13 protein-coding genes and 3 pseudogenes are annotated in these 13,240 nt (G+C 43.1%); 11 read left to right on the top strand and 5 right to left on the bottom strand.

The features are described from left to right. Positions 1-59: 59 nt before the first annotated feature. Positions 60-1,388: a hemolysin family protein gene (locus RM347_RS01480; protein WP_322722318.1), complete on the bottom strand. Its 1,329-nt coding sequence runs from the start codon at positions 1,386-1,388 to the stop codon at positions 60-62. Positions 1,389-1,628: 240 nt separating this feature from the next. Between RM347_RS01480 and mfd the strand changes: the two genes are divergently transcribed. The 8 genes and pseudogenes from mfd (at position 1,629) to RM347_RS01440 (ending at position 8,028) form a co-directional block, all read left to right on the top strand. Further along, the gene (gene mfd / locus RM347_RS01475; RefSeq protein WP_322722316.1) at positions 1,629-5,168 is read left to right on the top strand and encodes a transcription-repair coupling factor; all 3,540 of its coding nucleotides are present in this window, start codon (positions 1,629-1,631) and stop codon (positions 5,166-5,168) included. Between the two features lie 89 nt (positions 5,169-5,257). Then, on the top strand, positions 5,258-5,518 hold the full coding sequence (locus RM347_RS01470; RefSeq protein WP_322722315.1) for a hypothetical protein: 261 nt from the start codon (positions 5,258-5,260) through the stop codon (positions 5,516-5,518). 9 nt (positions 5,519-5,527) lie between these two features. Then, complete coding sequence (locus tag RM347_RS01465; protein WP_322722313.1) at positions 5,528-5,908, top strand: PIN domain-containing protein; 381 nt, start codon at positions 5,528-5,530, stop codon at positions 5,906-5,908. A 154-nt stretch (positions 5,909-6,062) separates the two neighbouring features. After that, entirely contained in the window at positions 6,063-6,707 is a 645-nt protein-coding gene (locus tag RM347_RS01460) for a hypothetical protein (RefSeq protein WP_322722312.1), read from the top strand. Positions 6,708-6,846: 139 nt separating this feature from the next. Further along, the gene (locus tag RM347_RS01455) at positions 6,847-6,999 is read left to right on the top strand and encodes a type II toxin-antitoxin system HicA family toxin (RefSeq protein WP_416211950.1); all 153 of its coding nucleotides are present in this window, start codon (positions 6,847-6,849) and stop codon (positions 6,997-6,999) included. A 27-nt stretch (positions 7,000-7,026) separates the two neighbouring features. After that, positions 7,027-7,287, top strand: a pseudogene (locus RM347_RS01450) (hypothetical protein). Positions 7,288-7,406: 119 nt separating this feature from the next. Beyond that, positions 7,407-7,682 (top strand): type II toxin-antitoxin system HicA family toxin, encoded by a 276-nt coding sequence (locus tag RM347_RS01445; protein WP_322722311.1) that lies wholly within the window; start codon positions 7,407-7,409, stop codon positions 7,680-7,682. Then, positions 7,648-8,028 (top strand): type II toxin-antitoxin system HicB family antitoxin, encoded by a 381-nt coding sequence (locus RM347_RS01440; protein ID WP_322722310.1) that lies wholly within the window; start codon positions 7,648-7,650, stop codon positions 8,026-8,028. The genes RM347_RS01445 and RM347_RS01440 overlap by 35 nt, the downstream gene beginning before the upstream one ends. Before the next feature lie 37 nt (positions 8,029-8,065). Here the strand turns inward: RM347_RS01440 and RM347_RS01435 are convergent, their stop codons facing one another. Both RM347_RS01435 and RM347_RS01430 read right to left on the bottom strand, forming a co-directional pair. Beyond that, positions 8,066-8,497 carry an NUDIX hydrolase gene (locus RM347_RS01435; RefSeq protein ID WP_322722309.1) on the bottom strand — a complete coding sequence of 144 codons (432 nt, stop codon included), beginning with the start codon at positions 8,495-8,497 and terminating at the stop codon, positions 8,066-8,068. An 8-nt stretch (positions 8,498-8,505) separates the two neighbouring features. Next, a pseudogene (locus tag RM347_RS01430) lies at positions 8,506-8,616 on the bottom strand (DUF3531 family protein); the annotation flags it as partial. Positions 8,617-8,696: 80 nt separating this feature from the next. Between RM347_RS01430 and RM347_RS01425 the strand changes: the two are divergent. Next, a pseudogene (locus tag RM347_RS01425) lies at positions 8,697-9,901 on the top strand (ISAzo13 family transposase). Here the strand turns inward: RM347_RS01425 and RM347_RS01420 are convergent. Next, positions 9,874-10,272 carry a DUF3531 family protein gene (locus RM347_RS01420; protein WP_322722305.1) on the bottom strand — a complete coding sequence of 133 codons (399 nt, stop codon included), beginning with the start codon at positions 10,270-10,272 and terminating at the stop codon, positions 9,874-9,876. The pseudogene RM347_RS01425 and the gene RM347_RS01420 sit on opposite strands and share 28 nt — an antisense overlap. A 90-nt stretch (positions 10,273-10,362) precedes the next feature. Then, a complete protein-coding gene (locus RM347_RS01415; RefSeq protein WP_322722304.1) occupies positions 10,363-11,322 on the bottom strand; it encodes a Sll0314/Alr1548 family TPR repeat-containing protein in 960 nt (319 codons plus the stop codon). A gap of 363 nt (positions 11,323-11,685) precedes the next feature. Between RM347_RS01415 and RM347_RS01410 the strand changes: the two genes are divergently transcribed. After that, positions 11,686-12,360, top strand: coding sequence for an ABC transporter ATP-binding protein (locus tag RM347_RS01410; RefSeq protein WP_322722303.1), 675 nt, complete (start codon positions 11,686-11,688; stop codon positions 12,358-12,360). Between the two features lie 90 nt (positions 12,361-12,450). Continuing rightward, positions 12,451-13,185 (top strand): 16S rRNA (guanine(527)-N(7))-methyltransferase RsmG, encoded by a 735-nt coding sequence (gene rsmG, locus RM347_RS01405; RefSeq protein ID WP_322722302.1) that lies wholly within the window; start codon positions 12,451-12,453, stop codon positions 13,183-13,185. Positions 13,186-13,240 lie beyond the last annotated feature (55 nt).

Below are 13,240 nucleotides of genomic sequence, written 5' to 3'. Positions count from 1 at the left end.
ACGGCGTGAATTTATAATCATTAATGCCCAATGCTCTATTCCTAATACTCCAACGATCGCTAGTCAGATTTTGTCGTATCCGTTGATTTACTTCCCTTTGGTACAACTAGCACTTTATCAACGCGGTTACCATCCATATCCATCACTTCAATTCGCATACTTTGCCATTCAAAATGATCTGCTGCGGTAGGAATACGACCTAAATGGGTGATAACAAAACCACCTAAGGTTTGATAACTGCCGCGTTCCTCGGATTCCCACTCTTCCATACCAAAAAGTTCTAAAAACTCCTCCACAGGCAGCATCCCATCCAAAAGCCAGGAACCATCTTCGCGTTGCACAGCTTGTGGTTGATCCTGCCCATCTGTTGAAGGAACATCACCCACGATTTCACTCATAATGTCGTTGAGAGTGACTAATCCTTGAATCACGCCGTATTCATCGACTACCAGCGCCATGTGAGTGATGGTTTGCTTGAACAATTCCAAAACTTTCAAACCACGGGTGCTTTCTGGTACAAATACGGGTTGTCGTAATCCGATCGTCAAGTCCAGTGCTTCCCCTCGGAAACTCCTGGCTAATAAGTCGGTGACAGGGATTACACCTAGCACATTGTCAAGTCCACCCTGACAAACTGGATACCGAGAATAAGCACTATCAACCATTTTTTGGCGATTTTCTTCGGCAGAGTCGTCTAAGTCTAGCCAAACAATATCCGGACGAGGTGTCATTAAGTAGCTGACAGGGCGATCGCCTAAACGAAAGACTCGCTCCACCATATCCTGTTCAGCTTCCTCAAAGGTTCCCGCTTCAGTGCCTTGCTCGATTAAGATTTTAATTTCTTCTTCGGTGACCTGTGGCTCGGTAGAAGCTGTGATTCCCAGTAATCGCAGGATCAAATCTGTAGAAGCGCTTAAGAGATAGACTACAGGAGAAGCGATCGCCGCCAAGGCTTGCATCGGAATAGCTACAATCGATGCAATCCTTTCTGGGTTGTTTAATGCCAGACGCTTCGGTACCAATTCGCCAACAATCAGTGACAAATAGGTAATGATCAAAACCACTATTCCGAAAGATAGCGGTTCACTATAAGGTGCTAAAAAGGGGACAAGTTTTACATAGACTGCCAGTCGGTTGGCAATTGTTGCTCCTCCAAAAGCACCAGTCAGGATACCGATTAGGGAAATACCTACTTGAACGGTTGACAGGAAATGATTTGGAGACTCAGCTAGTCTCAATGCTGCCCTTGCCTTGGCATCTCCTTGATTAGCAAGCTGTTGTAGCCTTACTTTCCGTGCCGAGACAATCGCCATCTCAGACATAGAAAACACGCCATTGGCAATAATTAGCACCAAAATGATTAGAATTTCAAAAGTGATGGAGGACATGTTTAAAATTGCCGCTTATCAGAGCGAACGTAGCTCAATCCCTAGTATCTAGTATTAAAGGTGCTTCGATAAATGCTTTGACTGTACACAAAGTAATAGTTATAGTTCTTAAGTTTATTAGTCGCTGTGCATTATTCTTCCATCGAAGGAATAAGAAGGCTGTTAACACTTTTAAAATAGTTGACATAAACTGCCTCAAGATTTGCTGACCCACAAAGACTCCCATCGCTAGTAGTACTTATGTCATTTTCTTCTATTGTGCGTGCCTTAGGCCGATCGCCGCTCACTACTGAATTTATTTCTAAGCTGAATCGACAACAAGAATTGCGGTTAAATGGCATTCCCAGGCTGCCCAAGGCTCTGGTGGCTTCGGCATTAGCGCAGGTTCAGGGCAAGGATTTGTTCGTGGTTTGCGCCACTCTGGAAGAAGCTGGACGCGTTTACGCACAACTGGAGGCAATGGGATGGCAAACAGTACATTTTTACCCCACCTCCGAGGCTTCTCCCTACGAACCTTTTGACCCGGAAACTGAAATGAGTTGGGGGCAAATGCAGGTATTGGCAGATTTGGGAATGGGGCATGGGGAATTGAGTATGGGGCATGGGGAAGAAAAACCCCCAAATTCCAATACTCAATTACCCAAAATGGCGATTGTAGCTACTCAAGGGGCGCTGCAACCTCATTTACCACCACCAGAAGCTTTTCAGGAATTCTGTCTTACCTTGAAGCGGGGGATGGAATTAGACTTGAATGCCTTCAGTGAGAAAATAACTATTTTGGGATACGAACGAGTACCTCTGGTGGAAACAGAAGGGCAGTGGAGCCGACGGGGCGATATTGTTGATGTGTACCCAGTTTCATCTGAGTTTCCAGTCCGGTTGGAATGGTTTGGCGATGAAATCGAGCAAATGCGAGAATTTGACCCAGCGACTCAACGTTCAGCCCTTGACAAAGTTGACCAGTTAATTCTTACCCCCACTAGCTTCACTCCCGTGGTGATGGCAGCACTGAAAAATAGTCCTGAGTTCCGAGTGCTGAGTGCTGAGTTAAATACTGACTCAGAATTTAGCACTGAGAACTCATCACTGTTGGAGGGTAGCCGTCGCTTTTTGGGGTTAGCTTTCGAGCAACCAGCATCTCTGCTAAACTACTTAGCAGAGAATACCTTGATTGCCATTGATGAGCCAGAACAGTGTCATGCTCATAGCGATCGCTGGGTGGAAAATGCTGAGGAACAGTGGGGAATGGCGTATGGACAAGAATCTACTCCCCTAACATTGCCGAAAATCCACCGTTCGTTTGATGACTCTCTGATTGATGTTGCCAAGTTTAAAACATTATATTTATCAGAACTGTCAGAGGAAAATGATGGGATAAATCTTGCTAGCCGACCTGTTCCAGTCACGCCGCACCAGTTTGCGAAACTAGCTGAAACCATCCGCCAAGAACGCGATCGCAATTTCTCGATCTGGCTACTTTCTGCTCAACCTTCGCGTTCCGTCTCGCTGTTGCAAGAACATGACTGTCCGGCTCAGTTTATCCCGAATCCCCGCGACTACCAAGCGATAGATAAGCTGCAAATAAACCATACTCCCATAGCCCTCAAATATTCTGGTCTTGCGGAACTAGAAGGTTTTATCCTACCTACGTACCGATTAGTAATTGTCACAGATCGGGAATTTTTTGGGCAGCATTCCTTGGCGACTCCCGGCTATATCCGCAAACGCCACAAAGCTACTTCTAAACAAGTCGATCCCAATAAGCTGCGTCCAGGCGATTATGTAGTTCACAGAAATCATGGTGTTGGCAAATTTGTCAAGCTGGAAAGTTTGACGATTAATGACGAAACCCGTGATTATTTAGTGGTGCAGTATGCTGACGGGTTACTAAGAGTCGCAGCCGATCAAGTAGGTGCCTTATCCCGGTTCCGCGCCGCAGGTGATAAAGCACCAGAACTCAACAGGATGACCGGTAAAGCTTGGGAAAATACCAAGAATAAAGTCCGCAAAGCGATCAAAAAATTGGCGGTGGACTTGTTAAAACTGTATGCAGCGCGATCGCAACAACAAGGTTTTAGCTTTCCAGGTGATATGCCTTGGCAGGAGGAATTAGAAGATTCTTTCCCCTACCAACCCACAACGGATCAGCTCAAAGCTGTACAAGATGTAAAACGCGACATGGAAAGCGATCGCCCAATGGATCGCTTAGTTTGTGGCGATGTCGGTTTCGGGAAGACGGAAGTGGCGATTCGTGCTGTTTTTAAAGCAGTCACCGCCGGTAAACAAGTGGCACTCCTTGCGCCGACGACTATTTTAACACAGCAGCATTACCATACGCTCAAAGAACGTTTTGCACCCTACCCCGTAAATGTCGGTTTGCTTAACCGTTTTCGGTCTGCTGAAGAACGCCGTGATATTCAAAAGCGTTTAGCAACGGGTGAATTAGATGTAGTAGTTGGTACGCACCAACTTTTAGGTAAAGGCGTGACATTCCGGGATTTAGGACTGTTGGTAGTGGATGAAGAACAGCGGTTTGGGGTGAATCAGAAAGAGAAAATTAAAAGCTTGAAAACTCAGGTGGATGTGCTTACACTCTCGGCCACTCCGATTCCCCGGACTTTGTATATGTCCTTGTCAGGAATTCGGGAAATGAGCTTGATTACCACACCACCCCCAACCAGACGACCGATTAAAACCCATCTGTCACCAATAAATTCCGAAAGTATCCGCACTGCCATTCGTCAAGAATTAGACAGAGGTGGACAGGTATTCTATGTAGTTCCACGTGTAGATGGGATTGAAGAGACAACAGCCAATTTACGAGAAGTGATACCGGGAGCTAGGTTTGCGATCGCTCACGGTCAAATGGATGAAAGCGAGTTAGAATCCACCATGCTCACTTTCAGTAATGGCGATGCAGATATCCTCGTTTGTACGACAATTATTGAATCTGGCTTAGATATTCCACGAGTCAACACGATTTTGATTGAAGATGCTCACCGCTTTGGATTGGCACAACTCTATCAATTACGCGGTCGTGTGGGACGTGCAGGTATCCAAGCTCATGCTTGGTTATTTTATCCGAAGCAACGGGCATTATCTGATGCGGCACGGCAACGATTACGAGCCATTCAGGAATTTACTCAGCTAGGTTCTGGGTATCAGCTAGCGATGCGCGACATGGAAATCAGAGGCGTGGGTAACTTGTTAGGTGCAGAACAATCCGGTCAAATGGATGCCATAGGTTTTGATTTATACATGGAAATGCTAGAAGAAGCAATTCGGGAAATCCGAGGACAAGAAATTCCGAAAGTGGAGGATACCCAGATTGACCTTAACCTGACAGCATTTATTCCGGCGGATTATATCACCGATTTGGATCAAAAGATGAGTGCTTACCGAGCGGTGGCCACAGCTAAATCTAAATCAGAATTAAAGCAGATTGCAGCCGAGTGGAGCGATCGCTATGGTAATTTACCAGTCTCTGCAAATCAACTTTTGCGAGTCATGGAACTCAAACAGCTAGCGAAAAAACTCGGATTTAGCCGCATTAAACCAGAAAACAAGCAGCACGTTGTTTTAGAAACGCCGATGGAAGAACCCGCTTGGAATTTGTTGGCGGCGAATTTACCAGACAATCTCAAGACGCGGTTTGTCTATTCTCCGGGGAAAGTGACAGTACGCGGATTAGGAGTTTTTAAAGCAGATCAACAATTGCAGAATTTGATTGATGCTTTCGGAAGAATGCAAGGTGCGATTCCAGAGGCAGCTGTTGTTTAAATGGTAGAAAAAGATTAGTCATCAATTGCTTGATAAGTTTTGCTCAAGTTTTTATCAATTAAGAACCAAACCTACAGGAGATAAGCACAGTGAGTATTAATCTTGATTTGCCACCAGAGCTAGAAAACGAGCTTTTTACTGAAGCTTCTCGGCTAAACCTTCCTCTTTCTGAATACATTCTTCGGATTCTTTCTGTGAGACAGGTTTTAGCAAATCCTCCCAAGACAGGAGCCGAACTTGTTGCTTATTGGCAGAGCGAAGGTGTGATAAACTCACGACCTGATATTACAGATAGTCAAGCATACGCTCGCAAGTTACGCTATGACGCCCAAACCCGTGAGCGAGAATAGGTAAAGTTGATGTATTTGCTAGATACCGACGTTTTGATTGATATTCAACGAGGTCATGCTCCTGCAATAACTTGGTTTGCCAGTTTATCAGAGTTGCCCAGTGTGCCCGGCTTTGTAGTCATGGAACTGATTCAGGATTCTCAAAACAAGCAACAATTGAGTAATGCTTTAAAACTGGTTGCGCCGCTACCTGTAGTCTGGACTACTGAGGCTGACTTGACTCGCGCCTTGTCTGACTTTACGACCTACCATTTATCTCACAGTTTAGGGTTGTTAGATGCGCTGATAGCTGCTTGTGCTGTTGGGCAAGGTGCAACACTTTGTACATTCAATTTTAAACATTACCATGTTGTTCCCGGTCTTGTTATGGCACAGCCCTACATGCGTTAATAGCTATCCAACACTGCGACGTTTTGAGTAAAATGCAAAGTGCGTAGGCATAGCCAGTCTTAGACATCACTGTTATCTGTGTAATTTCCGGTGGTGAGTTAGTTTTGCCTGTGAGAGATTAGGCATCTAAGTTCTATAGCGCGGACAACCAACGATGGAAAAAGAAAAATTTCACATTGGCCCAACATACCTTGGTATTGAGGGTATTTTTGATAGCACGGATATGTACGGAAATCAAATTAAGCGTCCTGACTATTGGGAGGATGAGGGAGAAGTTGTTGTTTGGGGATATCGAATATCTGGTTCAGCAGTTTCTTTTCATTCTCAGATTGACTACTTTCCAAAAAATCGACTTGGGTATGTAGATATATGTCAGTTTGTTTGCGATCGTATGGCAGACTTACTTGATGAATGCATTCAGAGGATCAAACAACATAATAATTTAGAAGATTCATCTGTAGCTCAAGCAGATTATGGATTTAGAATTTATCATTATTGTGAATATTTTTTGGGTGAAGAAGAAGAGACTCTATCTCTGAAGTTAAACCGTCTTTCTAAAAGCGGGAAATTAAAGCAGGTAAACCGTAAAGGTGGGCTGTCTGAAAAAGTTGCTCAAATTGGGGAGATTGATTTTTGCCTCAGTTCTGGATCGATAACTTTGATGAGAAAAATTAACAGCGAGAAAAAAGGATTTGTTAGAGATGTTGAGCAACACAATCTCAAAACATATCAAGAATATTTAGATTATAAAAAAAGGAGAATAAATGACTATAATCTGCTGGACATACTTGAACTTTAAAGAGAACTGTAGGCAGTCAGTTAGCGTAGTCTAACACTCTCTAACACTCTGTTGGAGTGGAAAACATTAATTTGAGTAGCCACAGTTAAAAGCAAACAGGTATGCTTACTAGCATATTCTCACAAACTAGCTCAACGTTTTGCAAAGAATTACTGGCAGCCATCATATTTATGAAAACCCTGAAGTACAAAAAATCCTGTCAATTCCTGTTCACCGCAATCAAGATTTGAAAGTTGGAACCTTGAAAGCCTTGATGAAAATAGCCCAGCTATCTGAAGAAGATTTACTTTAATGGAATCTTTCGTAACGATTAACAGCCATAACACAGCTACTTGAACTAGCGATCGCCAAACTAAAAAATTTACCGGACAATGAACAAGATGCGTAGGCGTAGCTCGCCGCAGGCATCGCAGCAATGATTTTGGAAGAACTAGAAGATGAACGCTATTGGGATGCAGCCTTCGCCCGTTCTCCTGACGTACTCGCTTTCCTGGCAACCGAGGCAATGACTGAATACCGTGCAGGTAAAACCCAAGAGTTAGATTGTGCGATCGCATACCCGATTTTGATCAAAAGATGAGTGCTTACTGTGCAGGAACGGTGGCGAAATCTGAAGCAGAATTAACGCAGATTGGTCTTGATTAGAGCGATCGCTTTTTTTTTGTAAAATTTTGATACTATATATAGTATCATCTCTCAATGAGCAAATTAAGAAAATTAGTAGATCAGTTCCTAAAGCGACCTTCAGAAGTGCGGTTTCAGGAAGTTTACTATCTATTGGAAGCTTTTGGCTTTGAAGAGAAAAGGTCTAAGGGTAGCCATCATAGCTTCCGAGACTCCCAAGGTAAAATCATTACTGTACCCAAAACAGGAGGACAAAAAGTTAAAGAAGTCTATGTACAGCAAATAGTTGAGTTATTAAATTTAGAAGAGTGGATTGATGAAGACACTGAACCAGAAGAACCAGCAGATTGAGAAGCCGTCCTTAGAATATTATTTAAATTTTCAGTACCCTGTAACACTTTACCCCGACCCAGAAGGGGGATATGTAGCTCAAATTAAAGATTTACCTGGATGTCTTACCCAAGGCGAAACCCTTGAAGAGACAATGGCAAATCTCAATGAAGCGCGGGAATTATGGATTGAAACAGCTTATGAAGCTGGCGATGATATTCCCTTACCAAGTAATAATGATAGCTATAGCGGTAAACTACTACTACGGATGCCGAAATCTTTACATCGGCGTTTAGCTGAGACTTCTGAACAAGAAGGCGTGAGTCTCAACCAGTATATTGTGTCTTTGTTGAGTGCAGTGACATAATTAACAGCAAAGTAATCTTAGGAAATTTACAGATAATTTATAAATATTCAAAAAACACTTCAGGTACTAATCTTAATTCCCCAGATTTCAAGCGAGAGATATCTATCCATAATGCTCTATGTTTATGATGTTGTGATTCTGAAAAAACTAAACTTTCCAGTTGATAAAATTTGGAATCAGCAAAGTCACATTTATAAAGCTGAATAATTTCATGACCTTGCCTACCATTAAATGTAAACAGGTTCTCTATACAACCTAGATATTTAATATTTTTTAACTCTGCTTGAATTTCCTCTTGAAACTCTCGTTCTAAGGCAGCGTGGCTGGTTTCCCCAAAATCAACACCACCGCCCAAGGCTCGATAAAATGTTTCTTGCTTTGCTTGATCGTAACCTTCAGAAACAAATATGCGATCGCCATTTCGAATTAGCCCCAAGGCTATTACCCGAATTTCGCCTGCTTTATTCATTTTTGTAACTAATTATCGTAAATAGATTGAGGACGACTTTCGCTATCCTCAATAGGCCAATCTGGATTTTCGCCACCGATGTACAATTCTTCAATGGTCACATATTCCTGACTTAGCTGTGGATTGAGGATTAAATAAGATCCAAAAATAGACAGAGCAATGATAGGGTGAACTTATCGAGTGACTACCAACTGAATGTATGAATCCCTATCCGTTCAAAGTCGAGCAACAAATGCAACAGTTTTACCACTCGTTGTCAGAAAAAGATCGTCGTCGGTATGCGGCAATTGAAGCAGTGAAACTGGGATGGGGAGGGATAACCTACATCAGTCAACTGTTTGGGTGTGATTATTACACAATTAGGTTTGGCATAGAGGAACTCGATGATAAATCAGCTATGAGCATGAGTGAGATTCGTCATCATGGTGGGGGACGCAAGTCAGCCTTTGAAACAATAGAGGGACTTGATGCAGCATTTTTGAAAGTTATTGCTTGCCATACAGCAGGTTCACCAATGGATGAACAGGTCAAATGGACGAATTTGAATCGACATCTTATTGCTGAACTGTTACTAGGTGAGGGGATAGTAGTAAGTGTCACAGTAGTTGACCAATTATTGCAGAAGTACAATTATCGCAAACGCAAAGCCCAGAAACGGTTGGCAACAGGTGAACATCCACAACGCAATGAACAGTTTGAAAACATTGAACAACTGAAAGTTTCTTATCAGCAAGCAGGCAATCCGGTTTTGAGCATGGATACTAAAAAAAAGAACTAATCGGACAGTTGTATCGAGAGGGACGGATGTATACTACAGAAGAAATTCAGGTCTTCGACCATGATTGGAAATCTTTGGCTGTTGGAGTTGCGATTCCACATGGCTTGTATGACCTGACACTGAATGTTGGTTACATCCAGATTGGTACTAGTCACGATACGGGTGAGTTTGCTTGTGATTCTATTCGCTATTGGTGGCAACATTACGGATCAGTCGATTATGGGTCGGCAAGTTCGATATTGCTACTGTGTGATGGTGGTGGCAGTAATAGTTCTCGGCAATATTTATTCAAACAAGATTTGCAAGCCTTAGTCAATGAGTTGGGAATTGAGATTCGGATTGCCCATTATCCCCCTTACACTTCTAAATACAATCCGATTGAACATCGTCTGTTCCCTCATCTGACTCGTGTTTGTCAGGGTGTAATTTTCGATTCGGTCGAAATGGTCAAGGACTTGATGGCGAAGGCAAAGACCCATACTGGTCTGAAAGTGTTTACAACTATTTTGGATCAAGTATACAAAACGGGCCGTAAAGTTACAGAGGATTTCAAGCAAACGATGGAAATTGTGTTTGATGATTATTTGCCGCAATGGAATTACACCGCTAAACCACAGGTGGCATAATTCTGGATTTTATTTAATCCGCATTCCTGTGTGAGGGCGTTGATTAAAATATCCAGAGCGATCGCATCACTGGTTCCTAAGTCAAACCAACAACGCCCCCACTGACCCTCATATTCAAACTCACCCATGTTGTGCATCAGTGCTAGTAAGCTTTTGTCATACCCTTGCTCATCATAATTCATGTAGCTGATATCGAGTCCGGTGTCCTGCACCTGAAGATTCTCTGCATTAAATGCACCCAATTTACCCAGATAAAACCAGGAATTGAAAACTTCTTCTACATATTGCTTTTCACGTGCAGAAGGATTTGTGCTGAATTTCAGCCAAATCCACACATCGAAAGGATTAATTTCGCGGAACTGAATCTCCATTTTGGTCTAATATCTCAATTAACTCTTCTGCAAATTAGCATATCAAAGTGGGGAGTGGGGATTGAATTATTTCCGATGCCCTATGGCCGATTACCCAGGATTCTTCAAACTAACAGCCCTGCTGCGTTCACCCTCAATTTGTTTGACTAAATCGCCTGGAAGTTGCGATTTTTTAGCCAATGCTTTGTCAAAATTAGCGATCGCTTCCTGGATTATCTGCTGGCTTTTTTCTTTTTGCCCCAGTTGTTTAAGGATTTGGGCTTTAAGATAATAAATTTCTGGATTATCTGATGTGGTTGTAATCGCCCGGTTGACATACTCTAGTGCCTGTGGATACCGTTTTAAATCCCGATAAGCAAGAGCAATACCCCGATCCACAAGATACCGAGGAGCAGCATTTTGTTCTAAACGTCCAATTGCCTGATCTGGGCTAGCAAAAGGTAAATTAACTGCCAATAATAAATCCATATAACCCTTGATTAAATTCAGTTCTGGATCGTTGGCAGAAATTGCTTCGGCTTTGTCTAAATATTCATAAACTTGCCGTAACCGACTAAAGGCTTCCGGTACACCGTTGACAGTACCCTCACGGGTGAGAACTACTGCACCCTCTAAAAAATGGCCAACAGCAGTGTATAAATTACCACGCAATGGATCGCTAGAAATCAGTTTTTGTCCAGTTTCTAGAGTTTTCTGACTGTAGGTGTCTAGTTTAGCCCAATCCTTATTTCCGTATGCCAAAGATGCCTTTATGGCATAAGCTAGAGGTTCATTTGGCTCTTTGGATACTGCTTGTTCCAGATAACGCTCTGCTGCTCGATAGTTGCCCTGTTGGAAAATCGCTTTAAAAGCTGCTTCTGTTTGGTCGCCAATTTGATGAGGTTCGCGATTGCGAAACGGATCGCCAGCCAGGGAGGGATTTACCCACAGATTAAGTGCGATTGCCCAAGGGGCAACGCCAAAGGCGAACGCAGCTGCAAAAGCAGTCTGAGCAAGGGTAGTGAGTTTAGCAGGCACTACTAATCGAGGCGAAGAAAACCTTTTAGTCATTTTAACCCTCAGAATAATTGCGGTTGAAATAGTTGTATGTGTTACTTAGAATGCAAAAAATGGTTAATTTTCACACTGAGCGTTCGCGCAGCGTCTCGTAGAGAAGTCGAAGTGTTAACTTGCCTCTGCTTCAACCAAAATTTTCTTATATAGAAGTTGACTTTGGTAATTTTTCCATGTTCCCAGGCTGGTTATAGCCAAAGTTTTAAGGGTGAGTCTGCCACAATGGAGAAAAAGTGGATTATTCTTGCTGCTAAATTAAGGTGTTAATCCAGGTAATGCGCTAGAAATTTTTCCAGATTTTTTCAGATGCTCTCAGTGTAGCTAATCAGTAATTTGCTGACTTTTTGGTAATCTTAACAAATGCTCTATCTCCGAAATCTAATTTATCACCCTACAGCGTGCCCAACAGCCATTCTCAAATCGATCAACTTGGAATTAGCACCCCAACAGCTAGGTCTGATTATTGGCGCGAGTGGTTCGGGTAAAAGTACCTTACTAGAAATTTTGTCAGGACTAGCCGAACCCACTAGCGGCGCACTCTTCTGGCGGGAACAAGAACTTCTACCTGAACAGCTACAACAATTGGCCGGGTTAGTATTTCAGTTTCCAGAGCGGCACTTTTGCGGTGGTTCGATTTTAGAAGAATTGCGTTTAGGACATCCTGAGTTAGGGTCAGAACGAGTCAGACAGGCCCTGACTGAGGTGGGATTAGAGCATTTATCGCTCTCCGCCGCACCCCATGCTTTAAGTGGTGGTCAGCAACGACGTTTAGCTTTGGCTGTGCAATTGATTCGCCAGCCAAATTTACTGTTATTGGATGAACCCACAGCTGGGTTAGATTGGTCAATGCGTCGGCAACTGGTAAATTTATTAGCGAAACTGAAACAAGATTGGACGCTGTTGGTAGTGACACACGATGCTGGGGATCTATTAGCGATCGCAGACCGTTGCTGGACACTCAACCACGGTGAATTAGAATCAGTAGACCCAAAGACACTAGAAGCCAAAGTTAAAGAACCTTTACCGACGGTGTGAGAAAAGAGCAGGGGGAACAACGAGACAAGGGAACAGGGGGACAAGGAAAATAACTATGCCCCATGACTAATGACTAATGACTAATAACTAATGACAAACTTATTGCCTGAGATGGCAGAAATCTGGCAGAAAACTCTCAATTGGCAACCAACTGTCCAACAGCAAGCACAATTCCAAAGGCTTTATGAGTTAATTCTAGAAGGTAACCGCCAACTAAATTTAACTCGGATCACTGACCCCCAAGAGTTTTGGGAAAAACATCTCTGGGATTCTCTGCGAGGAATTGTACCCCTATTATCAGCAAATTTCTCCCCCGCTTCCCCTGCTCTCATCGATATTGGTACAGGCGCGGGTTTTCCTGGTATTCCAGTGGCAATTACTGTAACTAATTGCACAATTACTCTTCTTGATTCCACTCGGAAAAAAATTACTTTTATCGACAATATATTAAGTGAACTTGCCCTTAACAATGCCAAAACCATTGTTGCTAGAGCGGAAGAAATCGCTCATCACCCGCAGCATCGACTAGCTTACGATATTGCATTAATCCGTGCTGTCGGTGCAGCCTCCGTCTGTGCAGAATATACTCTACCACTGCTCAAACTGGGAGGTTTAGCTATAATTTATCGCGGTAATTGGACAGAGGATGAAACAACTGCCTTGCAGAATGCTGTGAACCAGTTGGGTGGCGTGATTGAATCAATCGAACAATTTACAACACCTCTGAGTCACAGCGTCCGCCACTGTGTGTATTTGCGTAAGCTAGCTACCACACCAGCTAATTTTCCCCGTGCTGTTGGTATACCTACTCAAAAGCCGCTTTGAGGGGAAAGATGAGAATAGTGGGGAAAAAGAATTTCTTTTTCCTTGTATCTGTCAT

Source organism: Nostoc sp. ChiQUE02, assembly GCF_034531305.2.
Taxonomy (GTDB): Bacteria; Cyanobacteriota; Cyanobacteriia; order Cyanobacteriales; family Nostocaceae; genus Nostoc.
Note: the sequence above shows the minus strand (reverse complement) of the source record. Positions and strands in the feature narration are given on the sequence as shown.